The organism is Streptomyces sp. Tu 3180, assembly GCF_009852415.1.
GTDB lineage: Bacteria > Actinomycetota > Actinomycetes > Streptomycetales > Streptomycetaceae > Streptomyces.
This window is the reverse complement of record NZ_WOXS01000002.1, coordinates 3013687-3034655: the sequence shown is the minus strand read 5'-3', so window position 1 is coordinate 3034655 and position 20969 is coordinate 3013687. Positions and strand designations below refer to the sequence as shown.

The window sequence follows — 20969 nt, the reverse complement described above, 5'->3', positions numbered from 1 at the left end:
GTGACCGCCGTCACTGACCAGGACCACACCGAGCACCCCGATCGCCGGGGGGACACTCCGCACGACGAGAACCGGCCGGCGCACGACGGCCGTGAGCACGGTCCCCCCGGGGAGGGCGGTCACGCCGCCGCCGACGGCCCCTCCCGCGGGGACCGCGCGGGCCCGGCGGCGGACCCCGCCGGCCGTACGGGAAGCGACGCGAGCCCCTGGGACGACGGGCTGATCGCGCGGCGGGCGGCCGAGGACGCCGGGGCGGAACAGCCCGCCGGGGCGGAGTCCCGCAGCCCCGGGTCGCGGTCCGTGCCGCCCCTGGCCTACGACACGCCGCTGCGGCTGCGGCTCGACGCGCTGCGCGAGCTGGTCGGGCTCTCCCGCACCCGGCTCGACAGCCGGACCCTCGCGGAGGCGGGCCGGATCCTGGAGGAGGCCGCCGCGCGGCGCAGGCTCTCCGGGCAGCACACCGTCGTCGCCATCGCGGGCGCGACCGGCAGCGGCAAGTCGCAGCTGTTCAACGCGCTGGCCGGGGTGGCCATCTCGGAGACCGGGGTACGGCGGCCGACCACCGCCGCGCCCATCGCGTGCAGCTGGAGCGACGGCGCGGCGAGCCTCGTCGAACGGCTGGGCATCCCGCCCCGGCTCCGACGGCGCCCGCTGCAGGCGACGGTGGACGCGGACGAACGGCTGCGCGGTCTCGTCCTGGTCGATCTGCCCGACCACGACTCGGCGGCCGTACAGCACCGCGAGCAGGTGGACCGCGTGCTGGCGCTGGTCGACGCGGTCATCTGGGTCGTCGACCCCGAGAAGTACGCCGACGCCATGCTGCACGAACGCTATCTGCGGCCCATGGCGGCCCACGCGGAGGTCATGTTCGTCGTCCTCAACCAGATCGACCGGCTGCCCGGGGAGGCCGCCGAGCAGGTCCTGGACGACCTGCGGCGCCTGCTCGACGAGGACGGCATCGCCCTCGGGGAGTACGGCGAACCCGGGACGACCGTGCTCGCGCTGTCCGCGCTCACCGGCGACGGGGTCGGCGAACTGCGGGAGGCGCTGGGCCGGTTCGTGGCCGAACGGGGGGCCCCGGCCCGCCGGATCTCCGCGGACGTCGACATCGCGGCCGCCCGGCTGTGGCCCGTGTACGCCGCCCGCCGGCGCGCCGGGCTGAGCGAGGAGGCGCGCGAGGAGTTCTCGTCCCGGCTCGCGGACGCCGTGGGCGCCACCGCGGCGGGCGAGGCCGCCGAGCGGGCGTGGCTGCGCAACGCCAACCGTGCGTGCGGCACGCCCTGGCTGCGGCTGTGGCGCTGGTGCCAGGACCGGCGTGACCCGGTCACGGGGCGGCACCTCCTGCGCGGACAGCCCGACGAGGAGGTCACGGCCCGGCAGCGCGTGGAACAGGCGGTGCGCACGGTGGCCGACCGGGCCTCGGACGGGCTGCCGGAGCCGTGGGCGCAGGCGGTGCGGGAGGCGGCGGTGCGCGGCTCCCAGGGGCTGCCGGAGGCGCTGGACGAACTGGCGGTGCGCGCGGGACTGCCGCCGGGCCGGCCGCCGCGGCCCGGGTGGTGGCCGGTGGCCGTGCTCGCCCAGGCGTCGATGACGCTCCTTCAGTTCGTGGGCGGGCTGTGGCTGCTGGGCCAGATCCTCGGGGTCGTGTCGCCCAACCTGGGGGTGCCGGTGCTGCTGATGGTGATCGGCATCGTCGGCGGACCGCTCATCGAGTGGGGCTGCCGCATGGCCGCCCGGGGACCGGCCCGCAGATACGGGCAGGAGGCGGAGAGACGGTTGCGGGAGGCGGCCTCCGGGTGCGGACGGGCCAGGGTCCTGGATCCGGTGGCGGCGGAGCTGCTGCGCTACCGGGAGGTGCGGGAGCAGTACGGGCGGGTCATGGGCGTCGGGGCCGGGACCGGGGCCACGGTCGGGGGCGGGGGCGGCTGAACGGAGACCCGGGGCCCCGGGGAAGGGGAGGCCGAACGAGGCCCGGGGCCCCGTGCCGGCCCTGGGTGACTCGTTCGGGTGGCGGAGATGTCCACAGGACGGCGGTGGTCCACAGCGCTCGGCGGGCCCGGTCCGGCGGAGGCAGTCTGGGTTCCGCGGCGACCGCGACACGGTCCGCGGTCGCCGCCGCGGCGGCGCACCTCGCGGTGACGCGGCCGTCGCGGCAGACGCAGCCGTACGGGGCGGGCCCGTACGCGGATCCGGCCGGCGCCGGTGGTGGCGCCCGGCCGCGGGAGGGAAGTGCGATGAACGAGACGATGGTCTGCGCGGTGGGCAACGTGGCGACGCAGCCGGTGTACCGGGAGACGGCGTCCGGTCCGTCGGCGAGGTTCCGGCTCGCGGTCACCTCGCGGTACTGGGACCGGGAGAAGGGCGCGTGGACGGACGGGCACACCAACTTCTTCACGGTGTGGGCCAACCGGCAGCTCGCCGCCAACGCCGCCGCGTCGCTGTCGGTGGGTGAACCGGTGCTCGTCCAGGGCCGTCTGAAGGTGCGTACGGAACCGCGCGAGGGTCAGCAGGGCCGGGTGTCGGCGGACATCGACGCGGTGGCGATCGGCCACGACCTCGCCCGCGGCACCTCCGCCTTCAAGCGCACGGGCCGGCCGGAGCAGGCGAGTCCGCCGGACCGGTCCGGGCCCGACTGGGAGACACCGCCCGGTGGAACCCCGGGGGAGGCCGGGAGCGCGCCCCAACGACGTCCGGAACCGGCCATGCTGACCTGATGTCAGCGATCCGCTCCGCCGGCGCCCGTGAGCGGCCGGCGCCGGCTCTCCGGCCGAAGTGCGGCTTATCGGCGCGTGCGTACCGAACGGTCCCGGGTGGTTTTGTCGACAGGCCCGGCTCGCAACGGTCCCGGCGATAACGATTCCGAGTCGGATCACTCATCCGAACGGATCATCGGCAAGCGCGATGACGCCGCGTCCTTAGGATGCCGGGCATGGCTTCCGGGGACTCTCGGGGCCGGTGATTGTGCTGGTGGGACCGCCCCCCACGACAACGGGTCCTGCTCGGAAGGGAATTCGGTGTTTGCTTCGTTCTCCGCGTTGTCCGCGTGCGGACGCGGGGCGGCCCGCCTCGCCGCCGGAGCGCTGGTGTCCGGGCTCGCCGCCACCGGTGTGCTGGCCTGTGCCGGGACGGCCGTCGCCGACGAGGCGGCGCCGGGGCAGAGCGGGGCGGTCGCGACCATAGGCGGGCTGAAGACGTACGGCGCGGCCGTGATACGCGACGCCGCCGGGGACCAGCAGGTGCCGGCGGGCCTGTTCGAGATGTCCGTCGAGGGCGGCGGCATGCTGCAGACGTACTGCGTCGACATCCACACGCCCACGCAGAAGGACGCCAGGTACCACGAGACCCCCTGGAGCGGGACCTCGCTGGGCACCAACGGGAACGCCGGCCGGATCCGCTGGATCCTGCAGAACTCCTACCCCCAGGTGAACGACCTCGCGGCACTCGCCGACCGGGCGGGCGTGCGCGGCCAGCTCACCGAGCAGGACGCGGCGGCCGGTACGCAGGTGGCCATCTGGCGCTACTCCGACGACGTGGACGTGGACGCCCTCGACCCGCAGGCCGAGCAGCTCGCGGACTACCTGCACGAGAACGCCCGGAACCAGCGGGAGCCGAGGGCGTCGCTGACCCTGGATCCGCCGGCGGTCTCCGGCCGCCCGGGCGAGCGGCTCGGGCCCGTGACGGTGCGCACGGACGCGCGCAGCGTGACGCTCTCCCCGCCGGCGGACGCCGCCACGAGCGGGGTGCGGATCGTCGACGGGAACGGCGAGCCCGTCACCACGGCCACCGACGGCAGCCAGGTGTTCTTCGACGTGCCCGAGGACACGGCGGCGGACACGGCCCAGCTGACCGCGCAGGCCTCCACCACGGTGCCGGTCGGCCGCGCGTTCGCCTCCGAGAGCCGGAGCCAGACCCAGATCCTGGCCGGGTCGAGCGAGTCGACGGTCTCGGCGACGGCGAGCGCCACCTGGGCGGAGAGGGGTCCGATACCGGCCCTGTCCGCCCGCGAGAACTGTGCGAAGGGCGGTGTGGACGTCACCGCCGCCAACCAGGGCGACGCGCCCTTCACCTTCGAGCTGGCGGGCCTGGAGCACACCGTCGCGCCGGGCGAGACCCGCACGGTGACGGTCGCGCTGAGCGAGGACCGGCCGTACGACTTCACGGTCGAGGGGTCGGGCGGCTTCGAGCAGCGGTTCACCGGCGTGCTCGACTGCCGGACCCGGGCCGCCGAGATCGGCACCACCACCCACACCCTCGGTGGACCGAGCCCCACCCCCCTCGCCGGCGCGCCCACCGACACCAACCTCGCCGAGACCGGAGCCTCCGGCGCCACCCCGTGGATCGCCGGCACCGCCATCGGCCTGGTCGTCCTCGGCGGAGCGGGCCTGGTCGTCACCCGCCGCAGGCGGACCCCGGCCGGAAGCTGAGCACCACCGCGACGGCCGCCCCCGGAGGAATCGCGGGGTGTGCTGAGCGCGTCAAACCTTCGGGGTGCGCGTCGCGGGGGTGCCGGTGCCGGCGAAGCGGGCGCCGAGCGCGGAGCGGGGCGCGTGCTGCCGCCTGGTGCACGCCGTCCCCGCCTCCCAGCGGCACCAGCTCACGGACGACGCCACCATCCTGCTCCTCGAGTGGCACCCCACGGACGCCACCGCCTTTCCCCAGGCTGTGAAAGGGGCGCGCGCCCTCCCTCCGCTCGGCAGCCGCCGGGAGGGAGGGGGCCTGCCGGGCCGCCCCCGGGTCCTCTCCGGGGCCTCCCCGGGCCGTCCGGGGTCCCGAGGCCGACCGGCGGCGGCCGGTCACGACGGTCGGGCGGCGGGATCCGGCGGTGAAACCCCATGTCAGGGGGCTCGCACCGAACGCGTTTCGTCCCTGGGGTGGCGGTGCGGCAAGATGGGGTGTATCTGCCCACTGCCAGATTTCAAGCTGCCGGACGGTTTCTCTTGGCTGAGTTCATTTACACCATGCGCAAGGCGCGCAAAGCGCACGGCGACAAGGTGATCCTCGACGACGTCACCCTGAGCTTCCTGCCGGGGGCGAAGATCGGTGTCGTCGGCCCGAACGGTGCCGGTAAGTCGACCGTTCTGAAGATCATGGCGGGACTGGAGCAGCCGTCGAACGGCGACGCCTTCCTCACGCCCGGTTACACCGTGGGCATCCTGCTGCAGGAGCCCCCGCTGAACGAGGAGAAGACCGTCCTGGAGAACGTCCAGGAGGGTGTCGCCGAGATCAAGGGCAAGCTCGACCGGTTCAACGAGATCGCCGAGCAGATGGCGACCGAGTACACCGACGAGCTCATGGACGAGATGGGCAAGCTGCAGGAGCAGCTCGACCACGCCAACGCCTGGGACCTCGACGCCCAGCTGGAGCAGGCCATGGACGCGCTGGGCTGCCCGCCCGGCGACTGGCCCGTCACCAACCTCTCCGGTGGCGAGAAGCGCCGCGTGGCGCTGTGCAAGCTGCTGCTGGAGGCGCCCGACCTGCTGCTGCTCGACGAGCCCACCAACCACCTCGACGCCGAGTCGGTGAACTGGCTGGAGCAGCACCTCGCCAAGTACGAGGGCACCGTCGTCGCCGTCACCCACGACCGGTACTTCCTGGACAACGTCGCCGGGTGGATCTGCGAGGTCGACCGCGGCCGCCTGCACGGCTACGAGGGCAACTACTCCAAGTACCTCGAGACCAAGGCCGCCCGCCTCAAGGTCGAGGGCCAGAAGGACGCCAAGCGGCAGAAGCGGCTCAAGGAAGAGCTCGAGTGGGTGCGGTCGAACGCCAAGGGGCGGCAGGCCAAGTCCAAGGCCCGTCTCGCGCGGTACGAGGAGATGGCCGCCGAGGCCGAGAAGATGCGGAAGCTGGACTTCGAGGAGATCCAGATCCCGCCGGGCCCGCGCCTGGGCAACGTCGTCGTCGAGGTGAACAACCTCAGCAAGGCCTTCGGCGAGAAGGTCCTCATCGACGACCTGAGCTTCACGCTGCCGCGCAACGGCATCGTCGGCGTCATCGGTCCGAACGGCGCGGGCAAGACCACGCTGTTCAAGATGATCCAGGGCTTCGAGCAGCCCGACTCCGGCACGATCAAGGTCGGCGAGACCGTCAAGATCTCCTACGTCGACCAGAGCCGCGAGCACATCGACCCCAAGAAGACGCTGTGGGCCGTCGTCTCCGACGAGCTGGACTACATCAACGTCGGCCAGGTCGAGATGCCGTCGCGGGCGTACGTCTCCGCCTTCGGGTTCAAGGGCCCGGACCAGCAGAAGCCGGCCGGCGTGCTCTCCGGCGGTGAGCGCAACCGCCTGAACCTCGCGCTCACCCTGAAGCAGGGCGGCAACCTGCTGCTCCTCGACGAGCCGACCAACGACCTGGACGTCGAGACCCTGTCCAGCCTGGAGAACGCGCTGCTGGAGTTCCCCGGCTGCGCCGTGGTCGTCTCCCACGACCGGTGGTTCCTGGACCGCGTCGCCACGCACATCCTCGCCTACGAGGGCGACTCCAAGTGGTTCTGGTTCGAGGGCAACTTCGAGTCGTACGAGAAGAACAAGATCGAGCGGCTCGGCCCGGACGCGGCGCGTCCGCACCGCGCCACCTACAAGAAGCTGACCCGGGGCTGATCTCTTGCGCCACATCTACCGCTGCCCGCTGCGCTGGGCGGACATGGACGCGTACGGTCACGTCAACAACGTGGTCTTCCTCCGCTACCTGGAGGAAGCCCGTATCGACTTCCTGTTCCGCCCGGAGAAGGACTTCAAGCAGGGGTCCGTGGTGGCGCGCCACGAGATCGACTACAAGCGGCAGCTCGTCCACCGGCACCACCCGGTCGACATCGAGCTGTGGGTCACCGAGATCAGGGCCGCCTCCTTCACCCTCGCCTACGAGGTGAAGGACGGCGACCAGGTCTACGTCACGGCGTCGACGGTGATCGTGCCGTTCGACTTCGAGGCACAGCGTCCGCGCCGGATCACCGCGGAGGAGCGGGAGTTCCTCCAGGAGTACGCGGACGACGCCGCGGACGAAGAGGAGGAGGCCGTCGCCGCATGACGGTCACGGTGCTCCACCTCGCCGACGAGGGGGAGGCGGCGGATCTCGCTGCCTTCCTCTCCCGGCTGCTGCACTACGACCGTGCGGCCGCGGTACGGCTGCAGGCGGCCGGCACCGCGCTGGCCGTCTTCGGGCGGCCGCCCTCCTTCGAGGTGCTCGCGATCCGCGCCGTGCGGCTCGCCAAGCCCTACGAGAACGGGCTCGACGTCACGCTGGACGTGACCGTGTCGGCCGGCGAGCTGCTGGACTCGGTGGACGAGGCCGCCGCCACGGCCGCCGTGCCGGACGCGGTGACCGGGCCGCCGTGGGCCGGGGTGCTGCCGCCGCGCGGCGGCTGGCGGGCCGAGCCCGGGCTGCCGGAGCCCCGGGCGCTGCGGGAGCTCGTCGCCGCCTCGGTCGCGGAGTTCCGCTCCCGCACCGAGGAACTGGAGCCGGAGCGGCGCACCCGTGCCGAACTCGACCGGATCGGGCGGGAGATCTGGTCCCGCACGATCGCGGGGACCGGCCTCCCGGTGCGGGCGGTGCACGCGGCCCAGTCGCTCGGCTTCCTGCGCGGGGGCGAGCTGGGGCTGTTCTCCTCGGGGCCCTGGCTCCGGCTGCGGACGCCCTACGGGTCGGTCGCCGTGCGCGGGGCCGGACTCGGTTCGCTGGGCCTCAGCGTGCGCTGAGGCCGCCGCGGGGCTCCCTCCCCGGGCCCGGTCCCGGGGTTCCAGGCCTCTGATACCGGCCCTCGGGTTCCGGTCCTTCGGTTCCGGAGCACCGGCCCGGTCCTCCGCGGTCGCGTTTTTGCCGCCCCCGTTTCCGCGGGTCCGTTCTCCGCGGCCCCGGTCGCCTCGGTCCTGGTCACTTCGGTCCTGGTCACTTCGGTCCCGGTCGCCTCAGTCCCGGTCGCCTCGGTCCCGTTCGCTGTCGTCCGGCCACACCCCGATGTGGTCCGGCTCCAGTTCCAGCGCCACGCGGTCGCGCATGCCGAGGGCCTGCGTGTACTCGGCGGGCAGCTGGAGGCGGCCGGCGCGGTCGAGCATGGCGTACTCGCGGGCGACCACGGTCTCGTGACCGGTGGCGGCGTCGACCTCGCTGCGGCGCAGCACCTCGGTGGAGGTGCGGCCGTCGCGGATGGCGACCGTGCGGCGGACCTCGCTCGCGACCGCCTGGTCGTGGGTGACGATCACGACGGTCGTGCCGAGCCGTTCGTTCGCGGTGCGGAACGCGGTGAAGATCTGCTCCGCCGTCCGGGAGTCGAGCTCGCCGGTGGGCTCGTCGGCGAGCAGCACCGACGGATGGTTGGCGAGGGCCACGGCGATGGCGACGCGCTGCTGCTGGCCGCCGGACATCTGGTGCGGGAGACGGTCGCGGCAGTCGGCGACCTCCAGCAGCTCCAGCAGCTCCAGGGCGCGTTCGGCCCGGGCGCGGCGCGCGCCGCGGGACCGGCCCCGGACGCCGGCGAGCTGCACCGGCAGGACGACGTTCTGGACCGACGTCAGGTAGGGCAGCAGGTTGCGGGAGGTCTGCTGCCAGACGAAGCCGACGACCTCGCGGCGGTAGGCGAGGCGGTCCCGGGCGTTCATCGCGAGCAGGTCGCGGCCGGCCACCCGGGCCGCGCCGGCCGTGGGGGTGTCCAGGCCGGCCAGGATGTTCATCAGGGTGGACTTGCCGCTGCCGGAGGCGCCCACCAGGGCCATCAGTTCGCCCTCGCGCACCAGGAGGTCCAGCCCCTGGAGGGCCTGCACCTCCACGCCGTCCGCGGTGAAGACGCGGACCAGGCGGTCGCAGGTGATGAGCGCGTCGTGGCCGAAGGCCGGGCGGCCGCGGTCGGCCGCGGCGCGGTCCGCCAGGTCGGCCAGCGTGGGGTGCGGGGTGTCCGAGAGCTTCAAGGTCTTCGAAGTATTCGATGTCTTCGAGGGGTTCGAGGGGTTCGAGGTCATCGGGGGCCTCCCGGGCGGGTGTCGGTCGGTCGGGGCCGGGGGCGTGCGGGAGGCGGGGGTGCCGCCGGGGGCCGCCCGTCGTCGTCCGGCCGTCTCATCGGGCATCGCCCGCCCTCAGTTCCCGCACCGACCCCCTGCGCCCCGTCCACCACGCCTGCGCCACCGCGATCCCGACGGTCAGCGCCACCGACGCCAGCGCCGGCACCAGCAGCGACACCGGGTCGGTGCGCAGCACCGCCCGTCCGGCCGGGGACGAGGAGGCGGACAGGGCGATGGTCGTCAGGTCGACACCGGGGGAGAGCAGCCGGACGGCGGCCCAGGCCGTGAGGATGCCGCCGACCGCCGCGAGCAGGGCCTGCGGAAGGGACTCCAGGACGAGCAGACGGCGGCCCTGGGCGCGGGTGAGGCCCATGGTGCGCAGGCGGGCCAGCAGCGCGGCGCGCTCGGGGGCGGCGCGCAGCAGGGTCAGCAGCAGGGCGAGGACGGCGTATCCGGCGCTCGCCGCCACCGCCGCGGTGTAGACGCGCTCGGCGCCCGACTGGAGGGGCAGGTCCACGTGGCGGGCGAGTTCCTCGGAGCGCACCCGGACCTGTGTCCCGCTGCCCGCGGCCTCGCGCAGCGCGGCCGCGTCCGGCTGGTCGCCGGTCACCAGCAGCGAGGTGGGGCGGGCGGAGCCGGCGGGGAGCCCGGACCGGTCCACGACCAGGAAGTCCTGGCCGGCGAGCGCCGGGGTCAGCTCCCGCACCAGCACGATCCGCACGGTGACGAAGGCGCCGTCGTCCAGGCGCACCGCGAACGGCCGGGTGCCGTAGTGGTCGGCGACCGCGGGGGAGGCCAGGGCGGGCAGGGGCTTCGCACCGGAGGCCCCGGCCGCCCCCAGCGCGTCCCGGTCGAAGGCGCCGAGGTCCGTGTGCCGGGCCAGGGCCGCGTAGCCGGCCGGGTCGACGCCGGCCACCGGGAAGGTCATCCGGCCGTCCTGGGGCTGGGCCTCGTAGGAGATCCCGACGGGGGTGACCCCGCGCACACCGGGCACGCGCCGGACCCGGTCGGCCAGGCCGGGCGGCAGCGGCCGCAGCGACGTGACACGGGCGTCCGCGCCGACGGCGAGCACGGCCGCGCGCTCCCGGGCCTCGGTCACGCCGCCGAGGACGGAGCCGCCGAAGGCCGCGGTGGTCAGCGCGGTCAGCAGCGCCAGCAGGGGAAGCACCGCGGAGCCGGACGCACGGCCCGCGCGGGCCAGCGACAGGTGGCCGACCACGCCCCGCAGCCGCCCGGCCGGACGGGCCAGCCCGCGCAGCGGCAACGGGTACAGGCGTACCAGCACCAGGGCGGCGATGACCCCCACCAGCACCGGGGCCAGGGACACCAGGTGGTCCCCCGAAACACCCGAGGCCCCCGAGGCTCCGGAGGCCCCCGAGGTGCCCGTCCCCTCCGGTCCGTCCGACACGCCGCGCGTGCGCAGTGCCACCACCGCGCCCGCCGCCAGCGTGAGCAGCGTGAGTTCGGCGACCGTGCGGCGCCTCGAGGGACGCGCCGAGGCGACGTCCCCGCGGGCGGTGTGCACGCGTACGGCACGGTGCGCGGCGACGGCCCGCAGCGGCAGGGCCGCGCAGGCGAGGAGGGCGACGGCGCCGGCGGCGGCCACGGAGTGCGCCGGCCGGGCCCCGCGGACCGTGAGGACCGCGGCGGCCAGTCCCAGCGCGGCCGCGGGCACGGCGACCACCGCCGTCTCGCCCAGCAGCCGGCCGGCGAGCCCGCGCAGGGAACCGCCGCGGGCGCGCAGCAGCGCGAGTTCGGCGTGGCGCCGCTCGGCGGTGAGACCGCCCGCCATGAGCAGCACCGCGGCGGCGACGGTGCCGGTGCCGAAGACGGCGACGGCGACCAGCGGGCCGATGGCGGAGCGCAGCCGCGCGTGGTCGGCGAGCACGTCGTCGAGCGAGGTCTCCGCCTCCACGGCCGGGGAGGCGGCCGTGCGCGCCTGCCGCAGGAGCGGGCCCGACACCAGGGAGGCGACGGCCGACGTCAGCCGGGGCAGGTCGTGGGCGTGCAGACCGGAGACGGACGGGGCCAGCCGCCAGTACCGCTCCGGCATCCCGGGCGTGCCCAGCATCGCCGGGGCGGCGCCGGGTGCCAGCAGCAGCGCGCCGACCCAGTACTGTCTGCGCTCCGGGTCGCCGAGGACGGTCGTCAGGTGCGGCTCGCGCAGCAGGGGATCGGTGGACCAGTACGCCTCCCGGGGCGCGCGCGGGTCGACGACGCCGGTGACGCGCACCGCGAGCGGGGCGCGTTCCGCGCCGGGGACGTGGACGACGGACCCCACCTCGATGCCCAGCTTCCGTGCCGTGCCGGTGCTGACGGCGGCCTCGACGGTCCCCGTCGCCGCGGTGACGGCGCCCTGGGCCCGGGGCAGGCGGCCCGCCCGCAGCCGGGCGTGGCCGGCGAGCCCGTTCTGCGCGACGAGCGAGAAGCGCGGGGGCAGGCCGTCCGGCCGGGACAGCCAGGGGTCCGGGACCACCAGTTCCTCGGTGGTGCGGACACCGCGGGAGGACTGGCCCGGATCGAGGGGAAGGGACCGGCCGGCCGCCGCGAGGATCGTGGCGTGGGAGTCGCGCAGCGCGTCCGGGCGCAGTTCCGCCTCCCGCCGGTCCGCCTCCGGCCCGCCCGGCTCCACGGCGAAGTCGTCCGGCGGGTCGAACAGCTCCACGGTGGTGCGGTCGGGCCCGGCCGTCTCCAGGGCCCGGCGCAGTCCCGCGTCGCCGTACCGGTCGACCGCGAGCGGCAGCGCGGCGGCCAGGAACGCGGTCACCGCCACCAGCAGCGCCAGGGCCGCCGCGGCGCCGGGCGCGGACCGCAGCCGGGTGCGCACCCAGGGCACGGCCACCCGCCGCCTCGGGGTCCGGGCGCTCACCTCACTCACCTCCCCGTTCCCGCAGCGACGCCACGGAGTCCGTCCGGCGCAGCGCCAGCACCGCCGTGACCAGCAGCGGCGTCACCGACACCGCGGCCAGCAGCGCGGCCACCCGCCCGGCCGGCAGCTCCACCAGCACCCGGGGCACCGGACGGGCGGCCTCGGCGGTCAGCATGATCAGCGGGATCACGGACCGGGCCAGCACCGCGCCGAGCAGCAGCCCCACCGCCAGCGCCAGACCGACCAGCACCCCGTGCTCGACGACCACCACCCGGGCCAGCCGCCGCCGCGAGGCGCCCAGGGCGCGCAGGACCGCGAACTCCGCGGACCGCTCCCGCAGCGACCCCGCCGCGCTCGCCGCGAACCCGACCGCCGTCAGCGCCGCCGCCGCGAGGGCCGCCGCGCCGAACACCGCCCCGGGCCCGGCGCCGAAGGGGTCGTCCCGCAGCTCTTCGGCGATCTCGTCCCGTACCACCACCTGGGACGGATCCACGTCGGGCCGGCCGCGCAGCGCCTCGGCCACCCGCGCCGACGCGCCCGGCGCGGTCGCGAGCCACCACTCGGTGGGCGCCACGCCCTCGCCGTGGCGCGCCCGGAGCACCCGGTTGACGGACCGCAGATCGACCAGCAGGGCCCCGCCGTCGTCCGCCCCGCCGCTCGGCACGGACGGCAGTTCCCGCACCGCCCGCACGATCCGCACCGGGACGGTGGAACCGCCGATCCGCACGTCCACGCGCTGCCCGGGGCGGGCGCCGGCCGAGGCGAGGTAGCGGTCGGTGGCCACGGCGGCGACCTCGGGCGCCGCACGCTGCGCAACCCGCAGGCGGACCGTGAGCGGCGAGGCCTGCCAGGACAGGTCCTCCGGGACGTGCCCCGTGCCGTAGGCGACGGTCAGCGGGTCGGCCGAGGTGACGCGGGGCCGGGCCGGGCCGGCGCTCCCGTCGGGCGGGGGCACCTCGCTGCCGTCGTGCGCGGACGGCCTCCAGCCGGCGGGCAGCGGCAGCCGCCGGTCCCGGCCGTCGGCTGCCGCGGCGGTCAGCGCGGTCACGGTGAAGCGGTGGTCCTCCGGACGCCCGGCCGGCTGGTACAGGTCCAGCCGGAGCCCGGTCAGGGTCAGCGCGCCCGGGGGCGCCTCGGCGAGCGCGCCGAGGTCGAGGGTGAGCGTGTGGGTCCGCCCGTCGGCCCGGAGCGGGCCCAGGGGCAGCTCGTACGGGGTTCCGTGGGAGTCCTCCAAGGTGGCCCCCACATCGACCGCCGGGCGGGTGTCCGCGCCCCGGATCCGCGCCGTCAGCGCCAGGCGCGCGGTGCCCGCCGGTACGCGCACGCCCGCCGTTCCGCCCTTCGGCGCCAGGTCCGCCGGCAGGGCGCGCACCGGCTCGGCGGCCAGGTCGGAGCGCATCAGCACGGTGTCCGCCGCGTGGGCGGTGTCCAGCGCGAGCACGGTTCCCGTCCGGCCGCCGGCCAGCGGCACGGTGGTCCGCACGGCGGGGGCGGCCCGGCGCACCCCGGGTACGGCCGCGTACGCCTGGGTGCGGCCGAACTCCACCTCCCCGGCGGCCGTGACGCGCACCCGGGCGCCGGCCCGGAAGTCCGCCTGGTCGTCCTGCGAGCGCTCCCAGGAGGAGCCCTGGCCGATCGCCAGCACGCCCAGCGCCACCGCGAGCACCAGCAGCAGCACCGGGCCCGCGCCGCGCATCGGCCGGCGGCTGAACCGCCAGCCCGCCATCGCCCCCGGCAGCCCGCGGCCGGCGGCCGCCCTGCGCTCGGCCAGCCGCGCCACCGGCGGCAGCAGCCGCAGCGTCAGCACCGTGCCGGCGAGCAGGGCCAGGGCCGGGGCCGCGACGAGCAGCGGATCGACGCCGAGGTCGCGGCCGACGACACCGGAGGGCCGGCGGCTCAGCTGCCAGTACGCGACGGCGGCCACCACCAGCAGTCCGATGTCCGCGCCCGCGCGCACCGCGCCGGGCAGGGGCCTGGCGCGGCCGGCCGCGAAGGAGGAGGTGAACGCGGGAACCGTGACGGCCAGCGCGCAGCCGAGGGCCACCCCCGCGGCCACCAGCCACACCGCGCCGCGTCCGGCGACCGAGCCGACGGAGGTGTCCGGGTCCAGCCCGATCCGGGCCAGCGGGCCCCGTCCGGCGAGCAGCCCGGCGAGCGGGCCCGCCAGCAGCGGGGCGCAGGCCGCCGCGGGCACGGCCAGCAGCAGTGCCTCCAGTGCGGCGAGCCGGGCCACCCGGGCGCGGGAACCGCCGCGCGCCCGCAGCAGCCGGGTCTCGGCCGCGCGTTCGGCGCCCAGCAGCCGGGCCACCAGGAGCAGGGCGCAGCCGGCGAGGAGGACCAGCTGGAGGGCGATGACCAGCAGGGTCGAGCGGGAGACGAGCAGGGAGCGCTCGACCCGGTCCAGCACGGCGGGCAGCGCGCTCGCCGCCGTCGCCGTGCCGCCCAGCGCCTCGTCCCCGGGCAGGGCGGCGGTGCCGCGCCGCACCGCCTCGCGCAGCGCGTCGATCCGCCCGGTGTCCACCGCCGAGAAGTCGGCCGACGCCAGCCAGCCGGACGCACCGGCGCTGACCCGGTCCCCGGCGAGCACGGAGGGGTGGGCGAACAGCGGGCCGTACGTGGTGAAGTGCAGCTCGACGACCCCGCGGCCCTTCAGGTCGTCCAGCCGCCAGTAGGGCGCGGCGGCGTCCACGGGCCGGTACAGGCCGGTGATCCGCACCTTCGCGGCCGGTCCGCCGAGCCGGTCGGCCAGGGGGAGGCGGGCGCCCGGCTCCAGGCCGAGGCGGCGGGCGGCGGCCTCGGGCAGCGCGGCCTCGATCGTCGCCCCGGAGGCCGCCCGGGGCATCCGTCCGCGGGTGATCCGCACCTGGGTGCGGTCCAGCGCCGCGAAGTGCGTGAGGTCGGGTTCGTCCGGCTCCGCGCGCCCGTCCGGCGGGCGGGGCAGGGCGTACGGGCCGGACCGGGTCAGGGTGCGCAGGGTCACCGGCAGCCCGTCGAAGGACTTCCGGGCGCCCTCCCGCACGGCGGCGCCGGCCGCGGCGCGGCGGCCGGCGGGCACGTCGGCCTCGACGGCGAGCGCGGTGTCGGCGGCGTTGCGGGGGTCCGCCAGGGCGTGGCGCAGGGCCGCGTCGCCGATCGACGCGGAGTAGGCGGTGAGGGTCGCCAGGACCGCCGTGGTCAGCAGGACCGTGAGCAGGGCGGCCACGAGGAGCGGCCGGTGAGCCCGTGCGCGGGCGAGGACGAACCTCGCCGACCCCCCTGCGGCAGCCACCCAACCCCCCGTGGTTGTCCGGACCTCCGGGTGATGCTGTCAGAGGCGGTCGCCGCGGGTAAGCGTTCGTGGCACGGGTTTGACCGGATTGTGATCGCTTTCCGAAAGGGGATCTCCGGAATCCGGTCGGAGCGCGCCGTCCGGCCGGACGGGGGCGCCGGTGTCAGTCCGGGGTGTTGACCATCGAGGCCGCGGCGTACGTCAGGTACTTCCACAGCGTCTGCTCGTGCTCCTCGGACAGGCCGAGCTCGTCGACGGCGTCCCGCATGTGCTTCAGCCACGCGTCGTGCGCCGCCCGGTCGACCTTGAACGGGACGTGCCGCATCCGCAGCCGCGGATGGCCGCGCTGCTCGCCGTACGTCGTCGGACCGCCCCAGTACTGGATCAGGAACAGCCGCAGCCGCTCCTCGGCCGGGCCCAGGTCCTCCTCGGGATACATGGGCCGCAGCAGCGGGTCCCCGGCGACCCCCTGGTAGAAACGGTGGACGAGCCGACGGAAGGTCTCCTCCCCGCCGACCTGCTCGTAGAAGGTCTGCTCCTGAAGCGTGCCGCGCCGAATCTCTGTCACGTCGTCCATGGTCTCAGACACCGCGGCATAGGACTCAAGGCCTAGGACCGCCCTACTGTGGAGTCGTGGACGGGCAGGACCGCGGGAACGGCGACGGCCTCGCCGTCTCGCTGCGGGCGGCCCTCGTGCGGGAGATCGACGCGAGCGGGGCGTTCGACGCCGACCCGGTGTGGCGGGAGGCGTTCGCCGCGGTGCCGCGTCACCTGTTCGTGCCGTCCTACTACGTGGGCGTCGTCGGCGGCTACGAGCGCCGGTGGGAGGAGGATCCCGACCCCCGGGCGCGGGAGCGGTGGCTGCGCGGCGCGTACGAGGACACGCCGCTGGCGATCCTGCTGCGCGACGGCGAACTGCTCTCCTCCAGCAGCCAGCCCTCCCTCATGGCGCTGATGCTGGCCGAGCTGGGCGTCCGGGAGGGCGGGGCGGTCCTGGAGATCGGCACCGGCAGCGGCTACAACGCCGCCCTGCTCGCCCACCGCCTGGGCACCGGCGACCTGGTCACCACGGTCGACCTCGATCCGGAGATCACCGGGCCGGCCCGCCGGCACCTGGACGCCGCCGGATACCACCCGGCCGTCGTCACCGGCGACGGCGCGCGCGGGGTGCCCGCCCGCGCCCCCTTCGACCGGATCATCGCGACCTGCGTCCTGCCCTCCGTCCCGCGCGCCTGGCTCGGGCAGTGCCGCCCGGGCGCCCGGATCCTCACCCCGTTCGCCACCGGGGTCGTCGCCCTCACCGTGCGCGACGCCGGGCACGCCGAGGGCCCCTTCCTGCACACGCCCGCCTACTTCGTCCCGCTGCGCGGCGCGAGCCGGTCGTGGCAGGACCCGCCCGACGTGGGCGGGCTGCCGGGCCCGGCCCGGGGAAGCGACCTGTTCCGGTTCCTGCTGGTGCTGACCGCCGGCGCCCTCGACGCGCGGGAGGCGTACGAGCTGTGGGAGCGCGAGGGGAGGCCGCAGCGCGAACGCTACGGCCTCACGGTCGGCGACGGGGGCGTCCGCGCGTGGCTGGACGACCCCCGAGGGCCGTACGTCTGGCCGCTGCCCCCCTGAGGGGGCTCAGCCCCGGCGGATCGTGATCGTCGTCCAGGCGCCCACGTGGACCCGGTCGCCGTCCTGGAGCGGGACCGGGACGAACGGCTGGATCGGCTCGTCCGAGCCGTTGACCGTCGTGCCGTTCGTCGAGTTCTGGTCGACGACCGCCCAGCTGCCGTCCGGCTGCTGCACCAGCACCGCGTGCTGGTGCGAGACGCCCGGGTCCTCCGGCGGCGTCGACAGGTCGATGTCGGGGGTGTCGCCGGTGGAGTGGCGGCGGCGGCCGATGGTGATCTGGTTGCCGGTGAGCGTGCGCTGCTGCTCGGGCGAGTACGCGGGCAGGTTCAGGCCCGCGGCCTCGGGGCCGGAGCGCTGCATCATCGCCATGAAGTACTCGCGGTCCGGACCGATGGTCGCGGTCCAGGTCGCCGGGCCCTGGGGCGGGTGGGGCTGGTGCGGGAAACCGCCGGGGCCGGGCGGCGCCTGGGTCGCGCCGGGCTGCGGGTAGCCGTACCCGCCGCGCTGACCCGCGCCGTTCGGGCCGCCGGGGCCGCCCATGCCTCCGGGACCGCCGGGCGCGCCCATGCCTCCGGGGCCGCCGGGACCGCCGGACGGAGGGGAGATCACCCAGTCGTCGTCCCCGCCCCCGAAGGACGGTCCGCCCTGCTGCGGACGGCCGGTCTCCTGCGGGAATCCGGGCGGCGCGGGCGGCCCGGGCTGGAACGCCTGCGGAGCACCGGGACCGCCGGGACCGCCGGGACCGCCGGGACCGCTGTGCCCACCGGGACGGCCGGGACCGCCGGGGCCGGGCGGCGGCGGCACCGGCCGCGAGGGGTCGCCGCCGAAGCCGGGCGGGCCCGGCGGGATCGGCTCGGCGGGCCGGTTCATCTGCGAGGGACGCGAGCCCTGGTAGTCGAAGGAGTCACCGCCGTACGACGGGCCGGGCGGCTGCTGGAACGGTCCGCCAGGACCAGGACCAGGACCAGGACCGGGGGCCGGCGGACGCGGGGCGGCCGGGGTGTACGAGGTCGCGGTGTTCGTCAGGAAGTTCCACCGGCACTCCTCGCAGAACGGCGCGGCGCCCTCCCGGGGCGTGCGGCACTGCGGGCACAGCTCGGCGGGGCGGCCGCCGGGGCCCCCCGGACCGCCGAAACCGCCGGGGCCGCCGGGACCACCGGGGCCGGCGGGCGGCGGGAACCCGTAGCCACCGCCGGCCGGGGGCGGCGGGGGAGGAGGTGGGGGCACGGCACCCGCCATGCGGTGACCGCACACCTCGCACCAGTCGTCGGAACCCGACTGGTGTCCGTTCGGGCAGGTCGGCATGTCGGCGCTTCCCCCTCTCCTTTGTCCGGCCGGTTCCGGCCGGATTTCTCCGACCCCGAGGGGCCGGGCTCGATCACTTCTTGGTCATTTCTTCACACGAACAGTCTTGGTGGACCGAGTCTCGAGCGTCATCTCGTCGGCCTCCTCGACCTTCGTCTTCAGTCGCACAGTACCGGTCGCGGCATCGACCACGTCCACCACCTTCGCAAGCAGTTTCGCAGTATCCGCGTTGCCGGAGGCACTCGCGAGCTGAACGGCGCGGCCCAGTTTGGCCGTTGCTCCGCCCATGTCTCCCGCTTTGCGCAGATCGAGCCCCTCCTGGATGACTTCCGCCAGTTCGGCCTGCCCGGTGTAGTGGGCGACCTGGGGGTTGATCGACGTCGAGGCGGCCATGTCGTCCGTCCACACGGCGCGCACCAGACCCTGCGCTCCGAGGCTCTGCACGCCGTCTCCCGCGCTCCCGGCCGCGCCCGAGCGGGAGTTGGCGATCACCAGGGAGATCCGGGCCGCGAGCATCTCCTGGCCGAGGCCCGCGGGCGGGACCTCGACGCAGACGTGGTAGTCGCGGGACTCGTCCCCCAGGAACCCAGGGGGTAGTCGCCCGCGCGCGGGCCGGCCTCGGTGCGCCGGCCGGTGAGCTCCTCGACCGTCGGCGCGACCTGTTTGACGAACCTCACAGTCGTGCCGACCGGCGTCCACAGCCGCAGGGAGACGTCCGCGACCTCCTTGCCCATCGCGGTCTCCATCATCCGCGTGAAGTCGGCGGCGAGTCCGGCCGGGTCGGCGACGATGTCGGCGGTGCCGAGGAGGGCCGAGGCTATCGCTGTGACTTCTTTCACTTCCCAGTCGGTGCCCACCCCGCGGGCGTCACAGGTGAACCGTCCGGCGCACGCGTCCAGGGCGGCCTTCAGGTCCTGCGGCGACTCGTGCTCGTTGCGGCCGTCGGTGAGCAGGATGCCGTGCCGGATCGCCACGTCCACCGACGCCAGCAGCCGGTCGGCCAGCCGCAGCCAGGTGCCGATGGCCGTGCCCCCGCCCGCGCTCAGCCTGCGCAGCGCCTGCTTGGCCTGGTCGCGGGTGGTGGCGTCGGCGACCGCGAGGCGGCCGGCGCCGGGGTAGACCTCCTTGGCCACGTGCGTGCCGCCGACCACCGCGAAGTGCACGCCGTCGCGCAGGGCGTCGATCGCGGCGGCCGTCGCGTCGCGGGCGTTGCGCATCTTGGTCGGCGGGTAGTCCATCGAGCCCGAGCAGTCGACCATCAGGACCACCGCCGCCGACGGTCCCTGGCCGGGCGGGTAGAGGTGGGGCGCCGCCACCGCGCTGCCGATGGTGCCGCCGCCGGTCGCGGTCACCGTGACGATGGCGTTGACCTCGCCGGCGCCCTCCGGCAGGTACTCGTTCTGGTAGACGTCCACCGAGAACTGCGGCACGTTCGATTTCGAGAAATTGGCCATGCCTGCTTCGATCCCCCTCAGGTGCCCCGGCGGCGCGGGGCGACGACGGATGACGGGCCGGTCCCCTCCGGTCCGTTGAGGCTCCCCGCGAGAGGCTTCCCGTACGCGGCCTCAGGCCGATCCTGCCCCCTGGGGGACGGCCGGGAACGGCACGAGGGCCACTGTTACGTTGTCGTGGCCCCCGCCGTCGAGGGCGTGGCCGACCAGCACCCGGGCGCCGTGCAGCGGGCGCGCGGCGGCGTCGGCGGGGACGACCGCGGCCATCTCCTCGGCCGACTCGGCGTAGTTCCACAGGCCGTCCGTGCAGACCACGACCACACCGGGGCGGTCCGGCTTGAAGGAAGCGGTGTGCGGCTCCAGTTCGTAGGCGTCCGCGCCGAGCCAGCCGGTGATCGCGTGGGCGCGCTGGTCGGCGTACGCCTCGGCCTCGCCCATCAGGCCCGCGGCGACCATCTGCGCGGCCCAGGAGTCGTCCTCGGTGAGCCGGGCCGACGGGGCGGAGCGGTCGACCGGCACCCAGTAGGCGCGGCTGTCGCCGACCCAGCCGACGACCAGCAGACCGTCGGTGACCACGGCGCCGACGATGGTGCAGGCCGGGGCGTTCTGGTGCGGGGCGTGCTCCCGGGCCCCCGCGGGCTCGTCGGCCAGCGCGTTGACCGCGCCGGCGGCGGCGACGATCGCGTCGTGCATCGCCTGCTGCGGGTGCGTACCGCGCGGCAGGGCGGCGAGCAGCGACTCGTTCGCCGCGCGGGAGGCGGCCAGTGACGCCTCGTCGGGGCGGGTCGCCGAGGAGACGCCGTCGCAGACGATCGCGACCGAGGCGGGGGAGCCGTCCGGCAGCGCGGTGGTGCCGACGGCGAAGGCGTCCTCGTTGCGGTGGTGGCGCAGGCCGCGGTCGCTGACCGCGGCGATCGGGCCGGATTCCTGTTCCATGTGGTCCCGTTCGCGCGGCTGGGCGTGGCCGCAGTTCTCGCAGTAGCCGTCGTCGTCCACCCGGCCCGCGCGGCAGGCCACGCAGACGGCGCCGCCGGTGGCCCGCACCGGCTCGGCGGCCACCCGCGGGTCCGGCGCCTGGAGCGGGTACTCGTCGGGCTGGGCCGGCCGGTCCACGCCGCCGGGCTGCCGGGGGGCCGGCGGGGTGTCCGGCTGCGCGGGGCGGTCGAAGCGCACGCCGGAGGAAGCGGCGGGCGGTGCCGCCGGCGGGGGCGGCGGTACGGGAGCCCCCTGGGCGGGGGGGTGGGGCGCGGCGGGGGCGGGGCGCGCGGTCCCGCCGGCCGGCGCCTGCGCCGGAGGCAGGGGCGGCACCGAGCCGTTCAGGGCGACCGTCGGCTCGTCCTTCGGCCGTGCGGGCACCGCGGACAGGTCGTATCCGCACGCACCGCAGAAACGATCACCCGACTCGAGGGGTTCCTCGCAGCTCGGGCACTTCGGCACAGCGGCCTGCTGGGGCATCTGCGACATCA

Annotated in this window: 14 protein-coding genes and 1 pseudogene; 7 read left to right on the top strand and 8 right to left on the bottom strand. The window is 75.8% G+C overall.

The features are described from left to right. From GL259_RS14555 to GL259_RS14545, 3 genes are all read left to right on the top strand, one after another. Positions 1-1929: a YfjP family GTPase gene (locus GL259_RS14555; RefSeq protein WP_159532845.1), complete on the top strand. Its 1929-nt coding sequence runs from the start codon at positions 1-3 to the stop codon at positions 1927-1929. Between the two features lie 305 nt (positions 1930-2234). Beyond that, positions 2235-2714 (top strand): single-stranded DNA-binding protein, encoded by a 480-nt coding sequence (locus GL259_RS14550; RefSeq protein ID WP_159532843.1) that lies wholly within the window; start codon positions 2235-2237, stop codon positions 2712-2714. Positions 2715-3014: 300 nt separating this feature from the next. Further along, positions 3015-4424: a Cys-Gln thioester bond-forming surface protein gene (locus GL259_RS14545; RefSeq protein WP_159532841.1), complete on the top strand. Its 1410-nt coding sequence runs from the start codon at positions 3015-3017 to the stop codon at positions 4422-4424. A 51-nt stretch (positions 4425-4475) separates the two neighbouring features. On the opposite strand, the gene GL259_RS14540 is transcribed toward GL259_RS14545, so the two are convergent. Then, the gene (locus GL259_RS14540; protein ID WP_159532839.1) at positions 4476-4613 is read right to left on the bottom strand and encodes a hypothetical protein; all 138 of its coding nucleotides are present in this window, start codon (positions 4611-4613) and stop codon (positions 4476-4478) included. Between the two features lie 324 nt (positions 4614-4937). Between GL259_RS14540 and ettA the strand changes: the two genes are divergently transcribed. Genes ettA through GL259_RS14525 form a run of 3 tightly spaced genes read left to right on the top strand, consistent with a single transcriptional unit; the run spans position 4938 to position 7697 of the window. After that, positions 4938-6602, top strand: a complete 1665-nt coding sequence (gene ettA, locus GL259_RS14535; RefSeq protein WP_159532837.1) for an energy-dependent translational throttle protein EttA — start codon at positions 4938-4940, stop codon at positions 6600-6602. 4 nt (positions 6603-6606) lie between these two features. After that, complete coding sequence (locus GL259_RS14530; RefSeq protein ID WP_159532835.1) at positions 6607-7029, top strand: thioesterase family protein; 423 nt, start codon at positions 6607-6609, stop codon at positions 7027-7029. Next, complete coding sequence (locus GL259_RS14525; RefSeq protein ID WP_159532833.1) at positions 7026-7697, top strand: hypothetical protein; 672 nt, start codon at positions 7026-7028, stop codon at positions 7695-7697. The genes GL259_RS14530 and GL259_RS14525 overlap by 4 nt, the downstream gene beginning before the upstream one ends. Positions 7698-7907: 210 nt before the next feature. Here the strand turns inward: GL259_RS14525 and GL259_RS14520 are convergent, their stop codons facing one another. The 4 genes from GL259_RS14520 to GL259_RS14505 form a co-directional block, all read right to left on the bottom strand. Then, positions 7908-8954 (bottom strand): ABC transporter ATP-binding protein, encoded by a 1047-nt coding sequence (locus tag GL259_RS14520; RefSeq protein WP_243762304.1) that lies wholly within the window; start codon positions 8952-8954, stop codon positions 7908-7910. Between the two features lie 94 nt (positions 8955-9048). Beyond that, positions 9049-11862, bottom strand: coding sequence for an ABC transporter permease (locus GL259_RS14515; protein WP_159532829.1), 2814 nt, complete (start codon positions 11860-11862; stop codon positions 9049-9051). Position 11863: 1 nt separating this feature from the next. Beyond that, positions 11864-15130: an FtsX-like permease family protein gene (locus GL259_RS14510; protein WP_159532827.1), complete on the bottom strand. Its 3267-nt coding sequence runs from the start codon at positions 15128-15130 to the stop codon at positions 11864-11866. Between the two features lie 163 nt (positions 15131-15293). Then, positions 15294-15707: a globin gene (locus GL259_RS14505; protein ID WP_159532825.1), complete on the bottom strand. Its 414-nt coding sequence runs from the start codon at positions 15705-15707 to the stop codon at positions 15294-15296. Between the two features lie 56 nt (positions 15708-15763). On the opposite strand from GL259_RS14505, the gene GL259_RS14500 reads away from it, so the two are divergent. Then, positions 15764-16747 carry a methyltransferase domain-containing protein gene (locus tag GL259_RS14500; RefSeq protein ID WP_159532823.1) on the top strand — a complete coding sequence of 328 codons (984 nt, stop codon included), beginning with the start codon at positions 15764-15766 and terminating at the stop codon, positions 16745-16747. A 6-nt stretch (positions 16748-16753) separates the two neighbouring features. On the opposite strand, the gene GL259_RS14495 is transcribed toward GL259_RS14500, so the two are convergent. From GL259_RS14495 to GL259_RS14485, 3 genes and pseudogenes are all read right to left on the bottom strand, one after another. After that, positions 16754-18052, bottom strand: coding sequence for an FHA domain-containing protein (locus GL259_RS14495; protein WP_159532821.1), 1299 nt, complete (start codon positions 18050-18052; stop codon positions 16754-16756). Positions 18053-18136: 84 nt separating this feature from the next. Next, positions 18137-19506 (bottom strand): annotated as a pseudogene (locus GL259_RS14490) (VWA domain-containing protein). A gap of 111 nt (positions 19507-19617) precedes the next feature. After that, on the bottom strand, positions 19618-20967 hold the full coding sequence (locus tag GL259_RS14485) for a PP2C family serine/threonine-protein phosphatase (protein WP_159532819.1): 1350 nt from the start codon (positions 20965-20967) through the stop codon (positions 19618-19620). Positions 20968-20969: the final 2 nt, after the last annotated feature.